Below are 24456 nucleotides of genomic sequence, written 5' to 3'. Positions count from 1 at the left end.
TTTGCTTAACATTAGTATCACAACATAACAATCAGAATATTGTTATTAAATAGGAGACAAATAGATGGCAGATAAAAAAGCCACAGTCCATATTGATGGTCACGATCCGATTGAGTTACCAATTTACGAAGGTACTGCTGGTCAAGACGTAGTTGACGTTCGTTCTTTAGGTGCTCACGGCCTATTTACGTATGACCCAGGATTTATGTCGACTGCCTCTTGTGACTCGTCTATCACTTACATTGACGGTGCCAAAGGTGTACTGCTTCATCGCGGTTATCCAATTGAGCAACTTGCTGAAAATTCTAACTATATTGAACTTTGCTACCTACTATTAAACGGTGAATTACCAAGCGAAGAACAACTAGCTGAGTTCTCAGATGAGATCACTCGCAACACAATGATGCACGAGAAGATTGCTGCGTTTTTCCAAGGCTTCCGTGTAGATGCACACCCTATGGCAATGCTATGTGGTGTAGTTGGTGCGTTATCTTCGTTCTACCACTCCGATTTGGATATTTCTGACGAAGATCAACGTATGCGTTGTGCAATCAAGTTAGTAGCTAAGCTACCAACAATTGCTGCAATGGCGTACAAATATAACGTTGGCCAACCGTTCGTATATCCACGTAACGACTTGAGCTACGCAGAAAACTTCCTTCACATGATGTTCTCTGTGCCAGCTGAAGACTACAACGTCAGCCCTGTACTTGCTAAAGCAATGGATCGTATTTTCATGCTTCACGCAGATCACGAGCAAAACGCGTCAACTTCAACAGTTCGTCTTGCTGGCTCTTCAGGTGCAAACCCTTACGCGTGTATCGCGGCAGGTATTGCATCACTTTGGGGCCCTGCACACGGCGGCGCAAACGAAGCATGTTTAACTATGCTTGAAGAAATTGGTTCTGTTGATCGTATTGACGAGTACGTTGCAAAAGCAAAAGATAAGAACGATCCGTTCCGTCTAATGGGCTTTGGTCACCGCGTTTATAAAAACTTTGACCCACGCGCGACAGTAATGCGTCAAACGTGTCACGAAGTGCTTAAAGAGCTAAACATTCAAGATCCACTGCTTGACGTAGCAATGAAACTTGAACAGATTGCCCTAGAAGACCCTTACTTCATTGAGAAGAAGCTATACCCGAATGTAGACTTCTATTCAGGTATCATTCTTAAAGCAATCGGTATCCCAACAAGCATGTTTACAGTTATCTTCGCGATGTCTCGTACTGTGGGTTGGATTTCACACTGGAACGAAATGCTTTCTCAGCCAGGACACAAAATTGGTCGTCCGCGTCAGCTTTACAAAGGCTACACGTCTCGCGACTACAAAACACAAAACGACAGATAATCTCGTTATTGTGTTTGAAAAGGCCGCTTAATGCGGCCTTTTTTGTTTTAATATCGCCGCGTATTCGTTAGAATCGCGCTGCTCAATTAACTCAGGTACGTTATGACTGACATCCAATCTCTGCGCAACGACTTTCCAATTTTGAACAAACAACTTGATGGACAGCCGCTTTGCTATCTTGACTCTGCTGCAACTGCGCAAAAACCGAACAAAGTCATTGATGTCATAAAAACTTTTTATCAAGATGAGAATTCAAACGTACATAGAGGTTTACACACGCTTAGTGAAAACGCCACTGTTCGCTACGAAAGTGCCCGAGAAACAATTGCCAATTTTTTAAATGTTGAAACACGAGAAATCGTATGGACCAGCGGCGCAACTGAATCACTAAACTTGGTGGCTCATGGCCTGAGTGCAAGCTTAAATTCAGACAGCGTCATTGCCATCAGTCCCTTTGAACATCACGCTAACATAGTGCCTTGGCAAGAAGCTTGTCAACGTACAGGCGCAACTTTGCTGGTGTTACCTATGTTAGACGGCGTCCTCGATGAGCAAGGCGCTATTGCGATGTTAAAGCAGCATAAACCTGATGTGTTAGCAATGGGCCATGTTTCAAACGCACTTGGGAATATTCATCCAATTGAGTCGCTCATTTCGGTTTGCAAGGCCTTAGGTACCATCACGGTTATCGACGGCGCACAGTCTTTACTGCATTTAAGACCTGATCTGAAGGCGCTGGATTGCGACTTTTATGTTTTTTCAGCTCACAAAGCGCTTGGACCAACAGGTGTCGGCGGACTTTATGGTAAATACCAGCAACTAAATGCGCTCCCCGTATACAAAACCGGCGGCGAAATGATAAAAGAAGTGAGTTTTGAGCGATCCAGCTATCGAGAGGCACCTGGCAAGTTTGAGCCCGGCACTCCCAATATTTCTGGCGTTATCGGATTTGCCGCAGCGATAGATTATGTAAACGAGATTGATCCCAGTGCACTTCAACGTTATGAGCAAGCGCTCTATCACTTCCTTCTAGAAAAGCTAAAACAGATTGAAGGCATCACGGTTTATGGCGATACACAAAACAATGTTGGCGTCGTCAGTTTTAACTATAAAAACGAACACCACTACGATCTTGCCACACTACTCAATACATACGGCGTAGCAGTCAGAAGCGGACACCATTGTACTCAGCCGCTAATGAAAATGCTCAAGGTTAATGGGACAGTACGTGCAAGTTTGGCTTTTTATAATAACCAAGACGATATTGAGCATTTTATTAATGCGTTAAGTGCCACAATAGAATTATTAGATTGAACTTATGAATATTGAACATATCACAAAAAAATTGTCTGAAAGTCATGGCTGGCAAGCCAAGTATCGTGAAATTATGCTGCTAGGTAAACAACTTCCTGAGCTTCCTGATGCGTTGAAAGTTGACTCAGCGTTAGTGTCGGGCTGTGATAGTAAAGTTTGGCTCTATCTGGACTTAGATGAAAACGCGCAGCAGCTCGTACTTATTGCCGACTCAGATACGCGTATTGTTAAAGGCATACTTGCAATCATCATTGCAGCGTACGCAGGTAAAACGCCTGAGCAAGCGAGCCAATTTAATGCTTATAAGCTGTTCGAGTCGCTTGGATTAATTGCTCACCTAAGCCCATCAAGAGGTAATGGTATACGTGCGATTGTTGAACAGATCCAAGTGCAGGCGGAGATATTAAAATAACGTGATATAAGGTGCTCAAACGAGCACACTTATTCGCTGCTTTTGCTTTGTTTATCGAGGTACTTACGTATTGCTTTGGACGCCGCAAAAAAACCAAAACTCCCGGTTACCATAGTGGCAGAGCCAAACCCGGTGGCGCAGTCCATGTTTTTCCCACCTTCAGCTTGTTGCTTTGCTTTGCACACGGTGCCATCGGTACTTGGGTAAACGAGTTGCTCTGTGGAATACACGCAATCTACGCCAAATTTACGTTTTGGATTATCGCTAAAGTTATATTGTTTTCTGAGAATATAGCGTACTTTTGCCAGCAGCGGATCATGGGTCGTCTTTGCCACATCCCCATATTGGATCTGGCTCGGATCGGTTTGACCGCCTGCACCACCTGTGGTGATCACCGGTATTTTATTGCGCTTACAATATGCGATTAGCGCCGCTTTCTCTTTAACCGCGTCGATACAGTCGATAACATAATCAAAGCCTTGAATGTAGTTTCTAATGTTATCTAACATCAGAAAATCATCGATCAGGGTAACTTCACAATCTGGGTTAATCGCAAGACAGCGATCTCGCATTGCTTCAATCTTTTGCATCCCGATACTTTCGCTATGAGCATGTAACTGACGGTTGATGTTGGTTACACAAATATCGTCCATATCGATAAGCGTTATTTTACCTATACCCGTTCTCACTAGCGCTTCTACAGCCCAACTGCCAACGCCACCAATACCAATGACACAAAAGTGTGCTTTACTTAATGCTTCCAACTCGGCGTTACCGTATAACCGACCAATACCGCCAAATCTTAGTTCTCTATTCGAATCCGTCATGTTACCACTCTAATTGACTTGGATTTTGCCAACTTGCAAAGATTTCATGTGCCAATAAATGGCCAAATGCACCATCACCTTCAGGCGCAGCTTGATAGCGTTGATGGTTACCTTGCCATTCAAATTCAAGGCAAAATGCATGAAGATACGTTCTATCCGCAGGCTCTCCACTATAGGCTAAATCACCTAAAATTGGTGCACCGATGCTTTTTAGTGCCACCCGAATTTGGTGTGTTTTACCGCTAAACGGTTTGACAATACAAGCGCGTAGGTTGGTCGCAACAGAGCATGAATAAAATCGAGTCACCGCAGGATTTAGCTTAGTTTTAATCAGTTTATAGGTACCTCTGCGCGACTTAGCCATATCGCCTTTTATCCAACCTTGCTTTTTCTTAGGTTTCGCACTAACTAACGCCAGGTAAAATTTATCTATTTTTCGAGCGGAAAACAGGCTCGTTAGCTGCTTTGCAGCCTCACTAGACTTCGCTAAAAGGATGAGTCCCGACGTGACTTTATCGAGGCGGTGAACCGCAAATAAGGGATAGCCTAGTTGCTCCGTCAGTAAGGCAACAAAACCTGCACCGTCCTCACTATGGAAGCTCAAACCTTGTGGTTTGTATGCAACCACATAGTCTATCTCGTCCGCAATGAGCTTAAACTTTTCCATTCAGTATCTCTTGAACCCGTGCCAAATCTTCGGGGGTATCCACTCCAGCATGCACCGGCTTAACCGCTTTAGCGACCTTAATTTTGTATCCATGATACAGCACACGTAGCTGCTCAAGTGACTCTTGCACCTCTAGCGGTGAAACACTTAGCGATAAATAGGTTTGAATAAAGCCCGCACGATAGGCATATATGCCAACATGACGTTTAAAATGGCTCACTGGAATGCTATTTTTGTCGAGCGTTAACATGCTGTTACGCTGAAACGGAATAGAAGAGCGAGAGAAATACAGTGCGTTGTCTTGAATATCAGACACCACTTTCACCGCATTCGGATTCAACACCTCTTCCACATCTTCCACATCAACGCACAAAGTCGCCATCGGTGCATCAGAATGGTGCAGTAGTGCTGCCACTTGTGCGATGTTATCAGGCTCTAGCAGTGGCTCATCACCTTGTACATTGACCACCAAGGTTTGTTCGTTCAGCCCCAGTTGTTCAACAACTTCGGCGAGTCGCTCAGTTCCAGATTGGTGATCTTCACGCGTCATGAGCACATTATCAGTGAAGTTTTGCGCTGCCTCAAATACCGCACTGTGATCGGTTGCGATATAAACCGCTGCCGCACCAGATTGAATCGCCTGTTCGTAAACACGCTGGATCATTGGTTTACCGCCGATATCAGCAAGTGGTTTACCAGGCAGCCTGCTTGAAGCATAACGCGCCGGAATAACGACTACGAATTCCACTGCTCAACCTCATCGCTGCTCAGCTCGCGCGCTTCGTTTTCCAATAACACAGGAATATCATCTTTAATTGGATAAGCAAGCTTAGCTGCTGTGCTGATCAACTCTTTGTTTTCTTTGTCATATCTTAATTTGCCTTTACAAACTGGGCAGGCAATTATTTCTAGTAATTTGGTATCAAAGGCCATGATAAATCTCTTTCTTTTTAAGTAAATTTAATACCGCTTTTTCAAGCGCTGATGTAGGTTTGGCATCTACTTTGAGGTAATACCAATTATCTTTTGCAAAAGTGCGACACTTTACCGCATCTTTCTCTGTCATAAAAATAGCGCCGTTATCGATTTGCGCGAAGTCGGACGCTTGATATGGATGATGATCCGCAAAATGTAGGCTTTCACTCAGAACAATCCCCCTATCTCGTAGCGTATTTTCAAATCGCGCGGGATTGCCGATAGCACAGACTGAAGCGCCAGCCATTTCAATATTGGATGCTGGACTATCATCTGTAACACGAAAAAAACCAACGGTCTCTAACGTGTAGGAATAACTTTCGCATCCACCATTATATACGGCAAGATCAACACTCTGAATACGCTTAGGTAATTCCCTAAGCGGCCCTGCTGGCATCCATAAGCCATTACCAAAGCGTCGCACAGCATCAACAATACAGAACTCAATATCTCGTGCCAATTTATAGTGCTGTAGCCCATCGTCGCTGACGATGATGTTTACATCGCTATTACCCAATAATTTTTCAATACTGGCTTGTCTATCAGCACCAATCATCACTGGGCATTTCAATCGTTTGGCGAGCAAACAAGGTTCATCACCGCCCTCTTCCGTTGAGGTCGCTTCAGTGACCAAAAATGGGGTTAAACTGGGTTTTGCACCGTAGCCTCGACTGATCACCCCAACCTTAAAACCAAGATTTTCAAGAAAAGGGACTAACCAAAGTACAAATGGCGTTTTGCCGTTACCGCCCACACTGATGTTACCGACAATAATAACCGGAACAGGCGAGCGGTACGCAGGGCAAAAGCCGAGTTGATAAAGCCCCTTTCTCACCGAGCTAATAAGTCCAAATAACAGGCTTAGCGGAAGCAATAATAGCGTTAGTAGTCCCGGTTTTTTATACCAACTTTGCTCTATTTTGGATGCCATTTATTGCTCACCAAACTGCATTTTGCAAAGTGCATGATAAACCCCTTCCTGCGCGACCAATTCAGCATGCTTGCCTTGTTCGATGATCTTACCTTTATCTAGCACATAGATGCAGTCGCAACGCTCGATTGTCGATAACCTATGGGCAATTACTATGGTTGTTTTGTCGGCCATCAGCTCTTCTAACGCTTGTTGGATCAAACGCTCAGATTCTGTGTCTAATGCTGATGTTGCTTCATCTAAAATAAGGATAGGTGCATCTTTCACAATAGCACGCGCGATAGCGATACGTTGTCGTTGTCCGCCAGAAAGCATCACGCCATTTTCACCAACAACGGTATTTAGGCCCTCAGGAAGATCTTTAACAAATTCCCAGACGTGGGCTTGTTTTACTACTTTTTCTAGGGCTTCTTGCGATAAGGGTTGCTTTAACGAGTACATAATATTGTTTGCAATGGTGTCATTAAACAACACCACTTGCTGCGACACGATGGAAAACTGCGCGCGTAGATCCGCAAGCTGGTAATCATTTATGTTCGTGCCATCTAACTCAATACTGCCCGCTTCAATATCATAGTAACGTGGTAATAGATTAGAGATAGTTGATTTGCCTGAACCACTTCTACCTACCAACGCAATACTCTGCCCAGCTTTGATTTCAAGGTTTAATGACTCAATCACCGGATCGTTTTTAGATGGATAAGTAAAGGTTAAGTCTTTGACTTGTAGGTTACCTTGAGCACGAGATAAAGACTGAGTGCCAGTGTCCTTTTCTTGTTCAAGATCAATCACCGCAAACACACTTTTCGCCGCAGAGATCCCGCGTTGCAGGTCGCTATTCACATTGGCAAGTTGTTTTAAAGGACGCAGCATCATCATCATAGAGGTGATCAAAGTGACAAAAGTGCCCGATGAAATTTTGTCTACCATAGTAGGCATCGCGACAATCGCGAGTATCACCGCCATTGCGCTCGCCGCTATGATTTGGATGATAGATACGCTCAGCGCTTTAGTCGCATCCATTTTTACGCGTTGCTGACGGTTATGATTATTAACTTTAGCAAAGTGAGAGATGGTTTTTTCTTGGCCGCCAAAGCCATGAATGACTTTATGACCCGCCATCATTTGCTCAGAGCTTTTCGTCACTTCTCCCATCGCATCTTGAATATTCTTGGAGATTTTCTTGAAGCGCTTAGACACCACAGTAACGATCACCGCCACGATCGGTACCACAACTAAGAAAATGAGCGATAGCTGCCAACTTGCATAAAACATCGTAATGAGCAGGAAAAATACAAATGCACCTTCACGGATCAGCACTTGAAGTGCCTTAGTGACGGCTTGCTGTACCTGCTCCGTATCAAAAGTGATTTTTGATATCATTTCACCATTAGAGTGTTGATCATGAAACGACACTGGTAGATACAACATGTGTTCAAATAGTTGCTGTCGCAAAGCACGCACAACCTGCGACCCGACATAAGACAAGCAATACGATGCCATATAATTAAAGATGCCGCGTCCAATAACTAGCGCGATGACAACAAAGGGAGCCAATTTTAGTACATCGCGATTGCCTGCAGTGAGACCCTCATCGATAAACGGATCCATTAAGGCAACGAACGAAGCGTCCATCGCAGCGTACCCTATCATGCCAATTACTGAAAATACGGCAGCGAGTTTAAAATCTTTTACATAGCTAAATAATCTAGCGTAAATCTGCTTGTCGGTTGGTTGCATTGCCAGCCTCTACTTTTCTATATGGCATTATTGTAACTTTCAAATCGTTAAAACTGAATGGATTATCTGAGAAACCAGTAATTTTCCACTTCCCGAGCTCGTTCAACTGTAATTTCTTGAGCAAAAATTGAGATCTTTATATGGCCATCTAAGGCGGTATCCAATAGTGTGCTCCCTACTCTTTGGTATCTTTCAATCACTTTCTCATTGGGAATTTTCCACGGCGAATAAAAGGCACGAGAAAATATCGCAATATCTGGGTCAATCGCTTGAATAAACTGCTCGCTTGAAGAGCTGCCACTACCATGATGCGGAACCAGTAATATATCGGCCTTGAGTGCTTCTTTTTCAATGTTAAGCAGCTTAGTTTCGGTTATTTTCTCAATATCTCCTGGTAATAAAAGCGTAAAACGCCCATCAGAGATACGAACCACACAAGAATTATTATTGTCATTGTTCGACACTTCTTGAGGCCAGATCACAGATACGTCTAGCCCTTGAAATTGATGTGTTCCTAGCACACAACTATCAGCTGGACTTGCAGGGTGAAAACGCTGTAACGATTTTCCGCCGTCATAGACTATGAGGTCGTCAACGCCACCATTATGGTCGCCATCATTATGACTAATGATGGTATCTTGCAGCGTAATTCGATTATTCAAAAGATAAGGTTTGATCACAAACTCGAACATCGAAAAATAACCAAAATACTTGGCCCCCACATCATAGAGCAGCCCTTTGTTATTGCGAGAAACTAACACTGCCGTTCCGTGACCCACGTCAAAGATATCGATTTGCCATAGCGGAGAGGCTCGAAATTGATACTGAACGAGGAAAAACAATATGGGTAATAAACCAAGATAATTTCTGAATAAATACAGCAGCAAAGCACTTAAGTAGCTGGTTATTAGAAACATGGACGAAACGCCGGGTATATCTACCCAAGTTAGTGGAGCGCTTTGCAACAGCTCAAAAAGAAACACTAACACATTATCAACTAAATGAAGTGGAAGTTGCCAACCAATAGCGTGCAGCGCAGTAACATGAAGCAGTAGTAGCGGAAATACCACGATGGAAACCAACGGGATCACAATGATGTTCGCAACCAATGAGATAATACTCGCACCGGAAAAGAAATACAGGTTGAGTGGCAACAGACAGGTAAATAACGCAAGCTGCAACTTGGTTAAGGCAAGTAGCTTTGCACCTAAACCTCTGCCAACTTTTGTCACTAACGTTACGATGATAGCAACCGCAAAAAAGGAATAATATAAACCAGGATTGAGTAGTGAAAACGGGTCTACTATCAAGACGATGGTCAACGCAACTGTTAGCACCTGAAGCGCTTTAAGGCGCACAGCAAAGAGGTAACAAGCAACCCACACCATTGCCATGATTAAAGCTCGAGTCGCCGATACGCTGTAACCGCAGAGAATGACGTAACCAAAACACAACAGTAACGCAAAAACCAAACACCATTGATGTAAGTTAGCTGCTTGGGGAATTATTACCGGGATACAATACAGCACGACTTTTATCAGCAAAAACGCGATGGCAAATACCATTCCGATATGCAGCCCTGAAATCGCTAACAGATGGCTCAAGCCAAGACTTCTAAATTGTGTTTTGTTTTCGAAGTCGACTTTGCTTGTATCGCCAGTTAATAAAATATAGTACAGCCAAGCATAGCTGCGCCCATCAAGCTTTTTATCTATGAATAAGCGGTAGTTATCTCGCCACGTAGTGTCCTTCACTACCGACTTGATTGTTTTGATGCTGCCCTTAAAATATATATGCTTCCTAAACGCATGCAATTCAGCATTAAAAAGTCCGATATTAATTCGGCTACGATAACGCTTAAGTTTTACCGTAAATTCAATGTGGTCACCGACACGCAACATAGGCGTGGATGAGTTACGATAGAGTTTTGCGTTTACTGTACGCCAACGGGCAAATTGGTAGCCATCAACTTGCTCAAGCTTTACCTTTAACGCTTCACCAATCACAGAATTATCAACCTCAATAACTTTACCCGAAGCAGTAACAAGCTGCGATTGCCACATTTCTGGTATTTTTAGCTGATAAAAAACAAAGTAATGACCAATAGCAATGGAAATCCCTAAAATAAATCCTGCCAATATAGGACAAAAAAGCTTAGAATAGCGGCCCATGAAGTAGAGGAATATGCTTAGTGCGGCTGATCGCCAATTGTCGAGAAGAAATACCGCACTGAAGCAACCCAGAATTATTCCAAAACATATCAGAATCCAAGTAGATGGCAGCTGCAAATGGCGAAAAAAACGATTCAACGCTTTTTACCTGATCATAATAAAATCAAACAACAGAAATCATTAAAAATCTTTGGTAAGTTACTGCATGATGCCAACCTGTGGCATTTAAACCGGCGCTCAGCACGCGGCGCATTCTCGGTGGGGCTATTTTTCGCATTCATCCCTGTTCCTTTTCAAATGGTACTGGCGGCAGCACTAGCGATTCCATTTCGCGTTAACTTGCCTTTGTCTATTGCACTCGTGTGGATCACCAATCCACTTACGATGCCACCTATATTTTACTGCTCATACCTAGTCGGTGTATTTGCTCTTGGTCAAGAGCAGCAACCATTCCATTTTGAGGCGAGTTGGGAATGGCTTGCACAAAGCCTAACAACGATTGGGCCTGCATTTATCGTCGGCTCTTTGATCTGCGCAACACTTGCCGCCATTATCGGCTTTTTCGGTATCGACTACCTGTGGCGACGCTCAGTGAATAAAGCGTGGCAAAGTCGCGGCCAAGGCTAATACCAGTATAGTTAAGATTTTTATCGCTTGAATTAAATATCGAATTGAATTTGCGAATATTTCTTTTCAAACACAAAAAAAGCCCTTCCGGGCTTTTTTATCGTATAAATTGTACTTTAGGCTTTACGACGTCTTCTCAGCGCCACTAGTGGTAGCGCGAGTAAACTAAGCCAAGACCAACTTGCAGATTGACGCTCATATGTCTCTGCTTCAGGTGGTGTACAGCTTTCAGGTTCACCAGAAATTGGCGTAAGTAGAACCGGTAAGCTTACCGACTCATACTCAGTCTCACCTTTGCTGTCCTTCTCAATTTCACCAAGTGTATTGCGTCTTTCAACCGTTTTGGTGGCAATCGCATAGATCTTGTTATCGTCAGTAATTTTTACTGCTTCCGCAATCGTGTAAGGGAAGGTATCGCTCTTACAGGGAAGAAGAGAATTAATGTTTACTAGCTTTTCCGCCCCGATTTCATATAAGAAGGCTTCACGACGACGGTTTGAACCACTCTTTTCAATCACACCTTGACCAACAACAAAGCCATTATTGTTAATGTCATTTATTGCTGTTGCTGAACCTTCAAAGTATGTGGGCATCTCCTTAAACTCAGCACTTGTAGTATTAAAGTAGAAGCCAGTTGCGTCATAGTCTCTAGAGCCTCCACTGAAACGTCCAAATACACCAACTATGGTACCGTTGTCATTCACATCGACTGCTTGGCTATATTCAATAAAGCTCTCAACTTCTCTAACTCGTTTGATTTCACCGTCTTCGAAATAAACAGCTTGTTCATATGGCAGTAGTCTATCATCTCTTTGTCTACGTACTCGAGAGTAACCAACGGTTAACCCATCCGAGTTAGTCGCAACAGCAATACTAGAGTATGCAATTTCACTATCTTCATCAGGCGTAAAACCGAGCCCTAAATCTGTTGCATCAACTAAATTAAAGTTGTTATCAAAAGTCCATTTATATGCCCTAGTGTGATATGGAGTGCTGATACTCTGGATGCAAACATCCACTGGCTCATCTACACCATCACAATCATCCGCTATATTTTCGATTGCTCTTTGAGATAATGACGTAGAGCTTTGCCCGACGACAATATAACCACCTTCGTTAGTTTGCTTGATGTCTGTCGCGATAGAAATACCGCCATGCTCAGTAAATGCGGGCTCCAGCCTAACTTTCTCACCAGCAGGAGTTACCAAAATTCCTTTATTTCGCCAATCGCGTACAAAATAAGTTTCTTCTTCTGTTTCACCCTCAGGAGTAAAAGTTATCTTTTTAAAAGGTGCAGAGCCCCAGCCCACTATTGTACCGTCTTCTGCGATGCTTGTAAGGTAGTTAGTGACCGAGCGAGTTAGCCCTTCGTAATCAGGAGATTGTTCATCATATACTACAAATTCTTCAGCAGTATTGTTGTTGTACGTAAGAGAGATTGCTTGAACAACAGTTTGAAATTGATTAGCCCCTCTTCGACTTAAGTGATAAAGCATAAATGCATGAGCTTGTGCGTTGGTATTTGCAGCATCATTATTTTGAATATCATCTAAGGTGAAGGTAATTTCTTCTTCTATCTGCTCATATTGCTTCTTTACATTGTCATAATCGCTTTTCAGTGTTGAATCATCGAAGTCGATATATGACACATCAATCTTAACACCAAATAAATTGGAAGCATGACCAATCACGTCTCCAGCTTCATTTGCGTCCGACACGTAGCTATATTTACTATTATCATGTCTTGGTAATTCAGTTAACTGATAGGTGGCAGCGGCCGCTTGTTGTGAAAGGGCTACGGCGACACTCGCGGCTAAAAGTTTAAATTTCATTTTAATCCTTACTGCTGATTCTGTAATGCTTCTAGTTCTTCCCAGCGTTCAAACGCGGCTTCCAGCTTCGACTCTAGCTCAGTCAAATGGTTCAATGCCTTGTGGGTCGTTTCTTGATCTTGTTTAAAGAAGTCTGGATCGCTGACCAGTGCTTGTTGTTTGTTCACAGCCTCTTCAAGTTCCTCTACTTTACTGGGCAACGACTCTAATTCAAGTTTTAATTTGTAACTCAGCTTATTTGAACGAGCAGGTGCAGCTGCTTTTTTAGTCTCGACTTGTTGCTGCTTTTCTTGATGAACCTTTTGTGCTTCTTTCTTTTGCTGCTCTCGTCTTTGCTGGTACAGTTCAAAATCACTATAACCGCCAACAATTTCTGTCACCAAGCCCTCGCCTTCGAACGCCCAGACACTGCCGCAGGTATTATCGATAAACTCTCGGTCGTGGCTGACGACCAGCACCGTGCCTTGGTATTGGTTTAAGATTTCTTCAAGTAACTCAAGCGTCTCAATATCCAAATCATTGGTCGGTTCGTCCAGCACAATAATATTTGAAGGCTTAAGGAAGAGCTTAGCAAGCAATAAGCGGTTTTTTTCACCGCCTGATAATGCCTTTACAGGGGTTCGAGCTCTCGCAGGCGGAAATAAAAAGTCCTGCAGATAGCCAAGCACATGACGTGAGCGGCCGCCCATCATTACTTCTTGCTTACCTTCTGCGACATTATCCTGCACAGTTGCTTCTTCATCCAATTTTTCACGGTATTGGTCGAAGTACGCAACTTCCAGGTTCACGCCTTGTTTTACGCTGCCTGCGTCAGGTTTAATGTCACCAAAAAGCATTTTTAACAGCGTAGTTTTACCTGCTCCATTAGGACCGACCAAGCCAATACGATCGCCACGCATCACCAGCGTTGAAAAGTCCTTTACAATGCATTTTTCTTGGAATGCTTTGTCTAAATGTTTCGCTTCAAAGACCAGCTTACCGGAACGATCCGCCGTCTCGATGTTGAAGTCTGTCTTACCTTGTTGCTCGATGCGTTGCTTGCGCTCAACACGAAGCGCTTTTAGTGCTCGCACACGCCCTTCGTTACGGGTTCGGCGGGCCTTGATCCCTTGCCTTATCCAGGTTTCTTCTTCGGCAAGCTTTTTATCAAACAAGGCATTCTGTTGCTCTTCCACTTTTAAATCATGAGCTTTTTGTTCTAGATATTGCGCATAATCTCCAGGGTATGAAACCAACTTGCCACGGTCTAAATCTAAAATTCGGGTCGCCATTGCGCGAATAAAGGCACGGTCGTGAGAGATAAACACGATCCCCCCTTTAAACTCTTTCAGGAATTGCTCAAGCCAGATGACACTTTGCATATCAAGGTGGTTAGTCGGCTCGTCGAGTAACAGTAAATCTGGGTCACTCACCAAGGCTTTGGCCAGTGCAACTTTGCGTAGCCAGCCACCTGAGAGTTCTTCTAGGCGCATATTCGCATCTAATTGCAACTGGCTAAGCACTTGCTTGATCCGTGACTCAAAACGCCACGCATCTTCGCTTTCCAATCGCTGAGTCAGGCGCTCAAGCGAGGTCATCAGTTTATCTGACTGGCTGGTTTGTAGTTTTTCACTGACTTCATGAAATTCAATGAGTAGCTCAGCAACATCAGGTAAACCGTTTGCAACATAATCAAAGACCGACCCATTTGCGCCCTTTGGTGGGTCTTGTTCTAGCCTTGAAACTTTTAATCCACCAACACGATTGATTTCACCATCATCAAGTTGAACTTGGTCATCAAGTACTTTCAGTAACGTTGATTTACCGGCACCGTTTCGGCCCACGATACAAACGCGCTCGCCAGATTCAATAACGGCATCAGCTTGGTCAAGTATAGGGTGTGAGCCAAAAGCCAGTTGCGCTTTAGCAATTCGAATGAGATCCATATTATTCTATAAATTCTTGTAGTTGTTGTTGAGTAAAAGGCCAGCCAAGTTCCTGACCTGTCTCGCCTTTTTTAATCACTGGAATTCTATATTGATATTCCGTCATCGTCTCTACACAATCGACGATATCAACGAGTTCAATTTCGGCTTCAGGCAAAAATTGAATTAACATCGCCAATGCTTCTTCACAAAGATGACAACCATCGGTGTGAAATAAAGTACATTTAATCATGACGGATCAACCAGCTGTTGTGAATTTGTTTGTTACGCTTAAAATCCAAAGACAAGGTTTGCGATGAGTATTCCTCAGCGGTTAGGCCAAGTGCCGCAAGTCCCATTTCATCGATTTTAAATCCGCGTTTGTTGTTAGAAAACAGCAGTACACCGTTCGGTGCTAATATCTTCTTTACCCAACCAAATAGTTTTAAATGATCTCTTTGTACATCAAATGCATCTGACATACGTTTAGAGTTAGAGAATGTTGGTGGGTCTAAGAATATCAAATCATATTGACCAACTGCTCTTTCAAGCCATTTTAAGCAGTCCGCTTGCTCAAATCTGAAACGTGGGTTCTTCAAACCATTTAGCTCAAAGTTTTCCTCAGCCCATTTTAGATAGGTCTTTGACATATCTACTGTGGTAACAGACTTAGCACCGCCAACTGCGGCATGCACGGAAGCACTACCTGTGTATGCAAAAAGATTCAACACGCGTTTATCTTTCGAATGTTGCTGAATAAACTTGCGGGCTAAACGGTGGTCAAGGAATAGACCAGTATCAAGATAATCAAATAGGTTAACCTTAAATTTAGCACCGTACTCTTCTACTACCTCAGTACGGTTTTGCTTGTCTAGGGCTTTGTATTGTTCTTGACCTTTTTGGCGCTTTCTTACTTTTACCGCGATGTTTAGCGGGTCAATATTAAGCTGCTCGGCGGTCAGTGTGATCACGTCTTGCAAACGTTTTTGCGCAACGCTATCGTCAATTTCTTTTGGCGCTTTGTATTCAAAGATGACTGCGTTGTCGTTATATACATCAACCGCAACATTGTACTCAGGGATATCCGCGTCATAAACACGATACGCATTAACGTCTTCTTTTTTCAGCCAAGATTTTAAGCCTTGTAGATTTTTCTTCAAGCGGTTACCAAACGCAGTCGAGCCTTCAAAATTAAGCCCACTGCTCTGTTTATTTTGCTGTACCTGCATTTCATTCATTTCATACAAGTTAAGCAGCACGTCGAGCGGGCCATTTTTGAACTTATAAGACTTTTTACGCGCTAGTTTTAGCACTTTTAATAGGCTTTCTTCACTCGCAAGTAACGCCAAATTCCAGTCTTTATAGTGCTTTTTAAAGGCGATACCCATATTGCGATATAGCGTAATAATTTCAGCCATACCACCTAGACGTTCGCCATAAGGCAAGTTACTCAGCACAATGCCAGGACGTTTAGCAGCAAGGCTAAGGTGATTGGCATCTTCAAACTTAAACTTAATATGTGACTCAACGCCTGCGCGCTTGGCATTACGCTCAGCAATTGACAGCACACGTTCATCGATATCACTACCGATCAGCCATAAGCTCTTTTGCTCTGGCTGTACCTTTAATTGTGCTTTAAGCTCGGTGAACTTACTTTCACGAAAACTCGGCAGGCGTTTAAAGGCAAAATCTTTATTAAGGTTAGTAGGTAAGCCAAGCGCCATAGATGCCGCTTCAATTAATAACGTGCCAGAACCACAGCAGGGGTCAAAAAGCGGCTTATTAGTATCTTCAAGCCAGCCGCTACGTTTAACCAGCGCTGCCGCTAAATGTTCACGAATTGGCGCTTTACCTTGTTTGTCACGATAACCTCTATCAGATAAGCGAGGTCCCGAGAAATCGATATATAGCGCACAGCCTTGCTTAGATAATTTCGCTATGATGCGAATATCCGGTGTCTGTTTGTCAACATCTGGACGTTGCTCAAACAGGTCATTGAAGTAGTCAACGATCCCATCCTTAACCACCAAGCCAGAGAATTGCGTATTTTTAAGCGCATTATTCGTACCATTAAACTCTACTGCAAAGGTCTGCTTTGGGCTAAACCAATCTTGCCATGCCTGAAAACGAACAAACTTGTAGAGAGAATCTTTGTCATTCACTTCTGGTTTGTCATCAATAAGCAACATCACGCGCGTTGCAAATCGTGTCATCATACAGAACTTTTGTACGTCTAGATTAGCACCTGTGAACTTAACTGAACCAACGGTTTGCTTGTTTATTTCAAAACCAAACTCGGTTAATTCTTCAACCAGTAACTGCTCTACACCAATAGATGTCAATGCGATAAATTGCAATTTGAATACCCTTAAATTTCAACTGGGCGCAGTATAACACACAAGTTATCGTTAGTTATTAGTTGAGCTTGGTTGTATGGGGATAAATTACGTTAAAAATTTAGCAAGTTCAGAAAATTTAACTTATCTAGCGCGCTTATGTTCGAGTTCCTACTTTGGTAATTTTGCAGTAAGTTATGGAGCTCCCCTTTTTCAAACCACACGCCACCACAGCACCCGCACTCACTAAAACTAGCTTCAAAGAGCGTATAGTCTTTAAGTGTATGACCATCATCAGGGCATAATTGTAAAACGTCACGCTCAACCAACGACCGCTTTGCAATAAAATCGGTATAACTAAAGTGATAAGTATGTTTAATGGAATCAATAAATTTGCGCGGCAACCAAATGGCACCGCATGACTGACATTGATAACCGCAATGTCCTTCAGCGTCGGCATAAGTTAGTTTTAATGTTTTATCGCAGAGGCAGCGCATTCTAATCCCTCGATCAGCAAACAATTCAAATTAGGTACAGGTTAATACAGGAAATAATTGCTGGTCAATAAAACGATGGGATGAAATTGGCTATGCGCTTTGATGAACTTGGTGTGTTAACACAAGAGGCGCTAACCGATCGTTCAGTACTTTTATCGCTTGAAATTGTTCAAGCTCTATTCCTTCATCAAGAATAAATTGCTCGTTCAAGCTTAAACAAAGACTTGACTGACCATCATGCTCGATAATTAGAAACTCGCCACGGCTTAACTTGGAATTTAAACACACAACCGCCTCACTCACAGGTTCACCACCAAAATATGGCTTAAAAAACCAGCTTTTTGCTTGCATCGGTTGCAGATGAAACTTTGCCGCAGTTGCATTCAAAGCGATTTGACAGCATCTGGGCTCATTCCAAACACCAAAACCGCAAAGGTAAGAAAATACACTCTGATAAAATTCAGCTTCGCTGAGACTAAAATTGGGATTAGCGGTTGAGTCTTCAGTAAGGTGGCGCAACCGAAAAGGCGTGCAAAGCTGAAGCTCTTCACCCAAATCAATTAACAACCTGTTCCTTTCTGTGCAGCGGATCCATTGCCACTCTTTTGAAGCTTGCAAAACTTCTCTCCCACCAACCAATTAGCTCAACTAGTAAGTGGGAGTATAACGCGAAAAACGCAATGATGAAATTTTTTATAATAACGTTTTGTTTTGGATCATTTGGTTATATGACCGATCCTTATAAGGACGAAACGATCTTTTTAACAAGTGCAGGCCCTTCATAAATAAAGCCTGTGTAGACTTGTACTAAATCTGCACCAGCTGAAAATTTCTCTTTTGCAGATTCCGCACTGTCAATACCACCTACACCGATGATTGGTAGCTTACCGTCGGTAATACGCTTCAATTCGCTGACAACATGCGTCGATTTTTCACGAACAGGTCTACCAGACAAACCACCTGCTTCATTACCGTACTCTAGGTTTTCTACCGCATCTCGGGCTAATGTTGTGTTAGTTGCAATAACACCATCAATACGATTATTAACTAACGATTCTGCGATCTGGGTTAACTGAACGCCATCAACATCTGGTGCGATCTTTACCAACATAGGCACTGACTTATTATGCTTGGCGATCAGATCCATCTGTTCATTTTTCAGGCTTTGCAATAGATCATCTAGCGCTTCGCCATATTGTAGATCTCTAAGGCCCGGTGTATTTGGTGAAGAGATATTCACGGTGATATATGAGGCATGCTCAAATACTTTTCTCATACAGTGAATGTAGTCATCTTTACCTTGTTCATTTGGTGTATCTTTATTCTTACCAATGTTGATCCCAAGGATCCCATCGTATTTTGCTGCTTTTACATTGTTGACTAGGTAATCGACGCCCTTGTTATTGAACCCCATGCGATTAATAATTGCATTTGCCTCTGGTAAACGAAAGATCCGAGGCTTGTCGTTGCCCGCTTGTGGTCTCGGCGTGACAGTTCCCACTTCAATGAAACCAAAACCCATTTGCGCAAATGCTTCGATACACTCAGCATTTTTATCAAGACCGGCGGCCAACCCGACTGGATTTTTAAACTCTAACCCTAGAAAATTAACAGGTTTGTCTTGAACTGATTGAGACCATGCAAGGCTCATTGGCGTATTCGCAAAGCGGCGCAGGTTGTTTAGGGCAAAATCGTGTGCCCACTCCGCATCTTTATTAAACATAAAACGACGCGCAAGATCGTAAAACATGGTAGCTCCTCAGTATTGGTAACGTAATCAACTTAGCTAAAATTACCCAAGCGTAACTTTAGCTAAATGGATTATGCCAATGGCATTGGACAAAAAAATACCCCAGTCAAAGCTGGGGTATTGTAGCGATTTCTAGATTATTTGGAAGTATCGCAGTTGTGGCTTAGTAACATTAGCTCACGAAGTGCAACTGAGAACTTAGCAAAGTCATGACTTTGCGAGGTCTTAAACTCAGTTAACATTTGCTGCCAACGGTGTAGTAAGCCAGCTTGCTTATCCATCCACTGTTCAATCTGTTCATTGATATCACTGTCATCACCAGCAAAGCTGTTTAACACAACCTCTGACAATGAACGCTGTTGCCAATCAAGCTCTTCACGATATGAAGCACGAGCAAGCGCCTGCCAATGGTTTGCCACAGGTTGAGCCGTGATTTGGTCAAGGAACCAATGTAGACCCATGTTTGCACCAAGCGTGAAGTAAGTATTAGACACAACACCGATCTTACGACCTGAGCTATGTGCAACTTCCGCTAAGTCCATGACCGAGAACAAGCTTGAAAGTGACACGATACGCAGTGCAATCTCAGCAGGTACACCTTGAGACTCAAGGTCACGTGCTTTATCAACGATCTGCTCGCTTTCATTTGCAACCATGTAGTTGTGTAGATTTGCACTTAAATCTTTAAATGTAGGTGCAAAGAACGCAATGGTTTGCTCGATAGTTTGAGACTTGTCACGGTGACGTAAGAACCAACGCGTTGCACGGCGAACCGTACGACGTAATTGATATAGCATTTCCGTTTGAACTGCCGCTGGGATCTTATTATCAAGCGCAGAAATCGCTGACCACGTTTCCTTCATTTCAAAGATTGCACTTGCAATTGAGTAGCAAACCGCAATTTCTGCATCCGTTGCACCTGTCTCTTCGTGCATACGAACCATGAAGTTTAGACCCATATCGTTAACGATATTGTTTGCAAGTTTCGTTGCAATGATCTCTTTACGTAGCGGGTGATTATCCATCGCAGCATTGAAGCGCTCGCGCAGCGGTGCTGGGAACGAGTTCACTAGCAACTGACGGTAGTATGGATTTTCTGAGATCTCATCAACAACTAATGTCTCTTTTAATACCATCTTAGAGTAAGAAACCAGTACAGATAGCTCAGGACGTGTTAGGTCTTTACCTGCCGCCGCTCGCTCTGCTAGCTCTTCATCAGTTGGTAAGAATTCGATTGCACGATTTAACTTGCCGTCTTTTTCAAGTGCATGGATAAAGCGTACTTTCTCTTTCAGCGTCGCTGGACCTTTAGACTTAGTAACCGAAAGCGTGTGCGTTTGACGGTAACAATCTTTCAGTACCAATTCTGATACTTCATCTGTCATTGAATACAGTAATTCGTTACGCTGCTTATTCGTCAATTCACCTTCAGCAACTAGGCCGTTAAGTAGGATCTTGATATTAACTTCATTATCCGAACAGGCAACACCACCTACGTTGTCGATAAAGTCAGTATTGATGCGACCGCCGTTTGAAGCAAATTCGATACGACCCAGCTGAGTAGCACCTAAGTTACCACCTTCACCAAAGATCTTCGCACCAAGCTCACCACCGTTGATACGTAGCGCGTCGTTTGCACGGTCGCCTACTTCAGCGTCAGTTTCAGATTTAGACTTGATGTAAGTACCGATACCACCATTCCACAATAAATCAACTGGCATCTTCAACAATGCTTTGATCAACTCATTTGGTGTCATGCTCGATTTCTTAGTGCCTATCATCTTCTTCATTTCAGCGCTTAGCGTAATTGCTTTCGCTGCACGAGAGAAAATACCACCGCCCTCAGAGATCAGATCCTTATTATAATCTTCCCAGCTTGAACGTGGCAGATTAAATAGACGCTCACGCTCTACATACGAGCTTGCTGCATCTGGGTTTGGATCGATAAAGATGTGCATGTGGTTGAATGCCGCTTGTAAGCGAATGTGCTTAGATAGCAGCATCCCGTTACCAAATACGTCACCACCCATGTCACCGATACCAACTGCAGTAAAATCAGTCGTCTGACAGTCAATGTCCATTTCACGGAAGTGACGCTTAACCGATTCCCAAGCGCCCTTAGCAGTAATACCCATCTTCTTGTGGTCGTAACCAATTGAACCACCTGACGCGAAAGCGTCACCAAGCCAGAAGTTATATGATTCAGCGATACCATTTGCGATATCAGAGAAAGTCGCAGTCCCTTTGTCCGCTGCAACAACTAGGTATGGGTCGTCTTCGTCGTGACGTACAACATCCACTGGCGGCACAATGTCACCATGTACGATGTTATCTGTGATGTCTAGTAGACCACGGATGAAGATCTTGTAACACTCTTGGCCTTCTTTGAAGAACGCTTCACGTTCAGTTGGAAGTTGTTTACAAACAAAGCCGCCTTTAGAGCCCACAGGTACGATAACTGTATTCTTAACCTGCTGTGCTTTAACTAGGCCAAGTACTTCTGTGCGGAAATCTTCACGACGGTCTGACCAACGTAGACCACCACGAGCCACTTTACCGCCACGTAGATGAACACCTTCTACGCGTGGAGAGTATACGAAGATTTCAAACGCAGGTAATGGCAATGGCATATCTGGCACTGCGCTTGGCTGGATCTTGAATGATGTATACGACTTATTCGTGCCATCAGCTTCTTTTTGATAGAAGTTAGTACGCAGCGTTGCATTGATCATATCAACGTACAAACGAATGATACGGTCATCATCTAGATTCGCTACGTTTTCAAGCTCAAGGTAGATTGCATCAACAACCTTCTGAAGTGCCTTTTCAGTGGCAACTTTCTTCGGTGCAAACTTCTTCACGAATAGATCAACGATCATCGCTGCAATGTGCGGGTAACGGTCAAATGTATTTTCGATGTAAGATTGCGAGAACGTCACACCAATTTGGCGCATGTATTTAGCATATGCGCGTAAGATAGATGCTTCACGACCAGTTAAACCACCTAATAACACTAAACGGTTGAAACCATCGTTTTCTAGGCGGTTATTCCACACATTGGTCAATGCCGCACGGAAACGTGCTGATACTTTGTCAAAATCTGTGATCCCTTTGCTGTCGATAAGCATAGAGAAATCCATGATCCAGTTTACTTGACCATCAGTCGTCTTCACAGCGTATGGTGTTTCACCAATAACACGTAGGCCAAAGTTCTCAAGCATTGGCATCACGTCTGATAGGTGAATTGGCTCTGCTTTATGGAACAGACTCAAACGAACAAGTTGCGACGTTGCTTCTTCTTGAGGTCTGTAGAACAGCATCTCAAGTTTGTTATCTTCGTTTAGTTGCTCTAGCTTTTCGATGTCTACTACTGCTGCACTCGGCAACACTTGATCTTTATAAGCAGACTGGAAGGCATTCGTATATTTACGGTTTAACTCGTTACCACGAGACTCACCCGTTCTTTCAAGAAGTGCAGATTGTAACTTGTCTTCCCAAGTACGAGCGGCTTCTACCAAGTTATTTTCGATTTCTTTCACGTTGTAATCTATGTTGTTGTCATCAACACGCACGATGTAATGCGTACGCGCTAGTGTTGATTCAGAGAAAAAGGTGGTGAACTCTACTTTGTCGCTAGACTTAAATGCACGGCCTAGCAGTTGTTGAGTTTCACGGCGTAACGCTGTGTTGTATCTCTCTCTTGGCACATAAACCATACAAGAGAAGAAACGACCATACACATCCTTACGCACAAATAAGCGACACATGTCACGCTCTTGAGTTTGTAAAACGCCCATTGCCACTTCAAGCAGCTCGCTTTCGCGTGCCTGTACTAACTCATCACGAGGATAGGTTTCAAGAATATTGAGTACCGCCTTGTATGCATGTGTGCCTTTAGCAAAGTCACATTGCTCCATGATACGGTTAATTTTACTCTTAAGTACCGGAACATCTACCGCACTGTTGTTGTAGAAGCTAGAAGAGAACAAGCCAATGAAACGGTCTTCACCAATCACGTTACCTTCATCATCAAAACGCTTGATACCAACATAGTCGATATACGCTGGTCTATGAACGCGTGAAAGTGAATTTGTCTTGGTTAAGATCAACAAGTTGTTACTGCGTGCCTCTTTGCGCGCAACTTCAGGCAGTTCAGACAATAAACGGCTGTGATCGTCACCAGAGTTCTTCATCAGGCCGAGACTTGTGCCTTCAACTGGCTTCAGCTCATAGTCACCTTGAACTGGAGTCAAATCATATTGGCGATAGCCCATAAAGGTAAAGTTGTCGCTAACCAGCCAGTCTAAAAACTCGACGGCTTCAGCAACTTCTTCTTTTGAACAACTATAATGACGGGTCGGCAGCTCTTTACTTACGCTCACCAATTTATCGCGAATTGGTAGCCAATCAGCAACCGCAACAGAAACATCATTTAAGACAGATTCAAGCTCAGCTGTAAAATCAGCGATCACCGAATCATCTGTTTGCCTGTCGATTTCGATAAAGAATACGGTCTTAGTAGACGTAGATTCTTGTTCTGCTTTTAAGTTAGAAACTGCGGTGATTGCACCTGCATCATTTCTTTGTAACTTAAGTGGAGAATGAAGTAATAGGTGAGAGACTATGTTTTTGCGATTCATCGCCATGCGCACTGAATCAACCAAAAACGGCATATCTTTAGCGATTATCTCGACAATCGTATGCGATGATTGCCATCCATCCTTTGCAACCTCAGGATTAAAAACGCGAATGACGGCATCGTCAGACTTGTTTTTATCAAGGGCATTCCAAAGGCTCAATGCTGCGCCGTATAAGTCACTGTCGTTACGATGTGCCAAATCCTCTTTAGACATGTTGCTGTACAAGGTTTTGGCAAACGTTTCGACAAGTGACACTTTGTCAGCATGGACTTTTTTATGGATAAGCTTGCAGACGTTATCTAGGATAACAGAAGCTGTGCCTTCATTTTGTGTCATTATGTGTTCCTTAATCTATACCACCTTTGAACGGTAGATTATTTGTACAGCCATTTATTAGCGTGGAGTCAGGTAAATTCTAACCTTTCTGACGCTAATAAACAGCCTTTTTGACGAAAACATTTCAAGCTTTTCAGCTGTTTGCT

General features: G+C 43.2%; 19 protein-coding genes. 4 read left to right on the top strand and 15 right to left on the bottom strand.

Going from position 1 to position 24456, the window contains the following annotated elements; all coding sequences use genetic code 11:
• Positions 1-64: 64 nt before the first annotated feature.
• From QSH61_RS08725 to QSH61_RS08715, 3 genes are all read left to right on the top strand, one after another.
• On the top strand, positions 65-1351 hold the full coding sequence (locus QSH61_RS08725) for a citrate synthase (RefSeq protein ID WP_010371472.1): 1287 nt from the start codon (positions 65-67) through the stop codon (positions 1349-1351).
• Positions 1352-1453: 102 nt separating this feature from the next.
• Positions 1454-2665: an aminotransferase class V-fold PLP-dependent enzyme gene (locus QSH61_RS08720; RefSeq protein ID WP_206472844.1), complete on the top strand. Its 1212-nt coding sequence runs from the start codon at positions 1454-1456 to the stop codon at positions 2663-2665.
• A 4-nt stretch (positions 2666-2669) separates the two neighbouring features.
• Positions 2670-3077, top strand: coding sequence for a SufE family protein (locus tag QSH61_RS08715; protein WP_010604648.1), 408 nt, complete (start codon positions 2670-2672; stop codon positions 3075-3077).
• 29 nt (positions 3078-3106) lie between these two features.
• Here QSH61_RS08715 and tcdA read toward each other — a convergent pair whose 3' ends face one another.
• From tcdA to QSH61_RS08680, 7 genes are all read right to left on the bottom strand, one after another.
• Positions 3107-3904: a tRNA cyclic N6-threonylcarbamoyladenosine(37) synthase TcdA gene (gene tcdA, locus QSH61_RS08710; RefSeq protein ID WP_206472842.1), complete on the bottom strand. Its 798-nt coding sequence runs from the start codon at positions 3902-3904 to the stop codon at positions 3107-3109.
• 1 nt (position 3905) lies between these two features.
• Complete coding sequence (locus tag QSH61_RS08705; protein WP_206472840.1) at positions 3906-4571, bottom strand: TIGR01621 family pseudouridine synthase; 666 nt, start codon at positions 4569-4571, stop codon at positions 3906-3908.
• Entirely contained in the window at positions 4558-5319 is a 762-nt protein-coding gene (gene kdsB, locus QSH61_RS08700; RefSeq protein ID WP_174168950.1) for a 3-deoxy-manno-octulosonate cytidylyltransferase, read from the bottom strand. The genes QSH61_RS08705 and kdsB overlap by 14 nt, the downstream gene beginning before the upstream one ends.
• Positions 5307-5504 carry a Trm112 family protein gene (locus tag QSH61_RS08695; protein ID WP_010371492.1) on the bottom strand — a complete coding sequence of 66 codons (198 nt, stop codon included), beginning with the start codon at positions 5502-5504 and terminating at the stop codon, positions 5307-5309. The genes kdsB and QSH61_RS08695 overlap by 13 nt, the downstream gene beginning before the upstream one ends.
• Positions 5494-6477 carry a tetraacyldisaccharide 4'-kinase gene (gene lpxK / locus QSH61_RS08690; RefSeq protein WP_206472839.1) on the bottom strand — a complete coding sequence of 328 codons (984 nt, stop codon included), beginning with the start codon at positions 6475-6477 and terminating at the stop codon, positions 5494-5496. The genes QSH61_RS08695 and lpxK overlap by 11 nt, the downstream gene beginning before the upstream one ends.
• On the bottom strand, positions 6478-8217 hold the full coding sequence (gene msbA, locus QSH61_RS08685) for a lipid A export permease/ATP-binding protein MsbA (protein ID WP_206472838.1): 1740 nt from the start codon (positions 8215-8217) through the stop codon (positions 6478-6480).
• Between the two features lie 62 nt (positions 8218-8279).
• Entirely contained in the window at positions 8280-10505 is a 2226-nt protein-coding gene (locus QSH61_RS08680; RefSeq protein ID WP_248298731.1) for a DNA internalization-related competence protein ComEC/Rec2, read from the bottom strand.
• Between QSH61_RS08680 and QSH61_RS08675 the strand changes: the two genes are divergently transcribed.
• The gene (locus QSH61_RS08675) at positions 10506-11015 is read left to right on the top strand and encodes a DUF2062 domain-containing protein (RefSeq protein ID WP_010371507.1); all 510 of its coding nucleotides are present in this window, start codon (positions 10506-10508) and stop codon (positions 11013-11015) included.
• Positions 11016-11131: 116 nt separating this feature from the next.
• Here QSH61_RS08675 and QSH61_RS08670 read toward each other — a convergent pair whose 3' ends face one another.
• The 8 genes from QSH61_RS08670 to QSH61_RS08635 all read right to left on the bottom strand — a co-directional run bounded on the left by QSH61_RS08670 (position 11132) and on the right by QSH61_RS08635 (position 24310).
• A complete protein-coding gene (locus QSH61_RS08670) occupies positions 11132-12847 on the bottom strand; it encodes a DUF3466 family protein (protein ID WP_174168953.1) in 1716 nt (571 codons plus the stop codon).
• Positions 12848-12855: 8 nt separating this feature from the next.
• Positions 12856-14772, bottom strand: a complete 1917-nt coding sequence (gene uup, locus QSH61_RS08665) for an ATP-binding cassette ATPase Uup (RefSeq protein ID WP_010604640.1) — start codon at positions 14770-14772, stop codon at positions 12856-12858.
• Position 14773: 1 nt separating this feature from the next.
• Positions 14774-15004, bottom strand: a complete 231-nt coding sequence (locus tag QSH61_RS08660) for a glutaredoxin family protein (RefSeq protein ID WP_206472837.1) — start codon at positions 15002-15004, stop codon at positions 14774-14776.
• Complete coding sequence (rlmKL, locus tag QSH61_RS08655; RefSeq protein ID WP_174168955.1) at positions 14997-17108, bottom strand: bifunctional 23S rRNA (guanine(2069)-N(7))-methyltransferase RlmK/23S rRNA (guanine(2445)-N(2))-methyltransferase RlmL; 2112 nt, start codon at positions 17106-17108, stop codon at positions 14997-14999. The genes QSH61_RS08660 and rlmKL overlap by 8 nt, the downstream gene beginning before the upstream one ends.
• A gap of 92 nt (positions 17109-17200) precedes the next feature.
• Positions 17201-17584: a zf-TFIIB domain-containing protein gene (locus QSH61_RS08650; RefSeq protein ID WP_174168956.1), complete on the bottom strand. Its 384-nt coding sequence runs from the start codon at positions 17582-17584 to the stop codon at positions 17201-17203.
• A gap of 90 nt (positions 17585-17674) precedes the next feature.
• Entirely contained in the window at positions 17675-18202 is a 528-nt protein-coding gene (locus tag QSH61_RS08645) for a cell division protein ZapC domain-containing protein (protein ID WP_174168957.1), read from the bottom strand.
• A gap of 121 nt (positions 18203-18323) precedes the next feature.
• Positions 18324-19334 carry a quinone-dependent dihydroorotate dehydrogenase gene (gene pyrD, locus QSH61_RS08640; protein WP_039495731.1) on the bottom strand — a complete coding sequence of 337 codons (1011 nt, stop codon included), beginning with the start codon at positions 19332-19334 and terminating at the stop codon, positions 18324-18326.
• A gap of 137 nt (positions 19335-19471) precedes the next feature.
• Entirely contained in the window at positions 19472-24310 is a 4839-nt protein-coding gene (locus QSH61_RS08635; protein WP_010604634.1) for an NAD-glutamate dehydrogenase, read from the bottom strand.
• Between the last annotated feature and the right edge of the window lie 146 nt (positions 24311-24456).

It is taken from the genome of Pseudoalteromonas sp. JC3 (genome assembly GCF_030291895.1).
In the GTDB taxonomy this organism is placed as follows: Bacteria; Pseudomonadota; Gammaproteobacteria; order Enterobacterales; family Alteromonadaceae; genus Pseudoalteromonas.
This window is presented reverse-complemented; position numbering and strand designations above follow the sequence as displayed.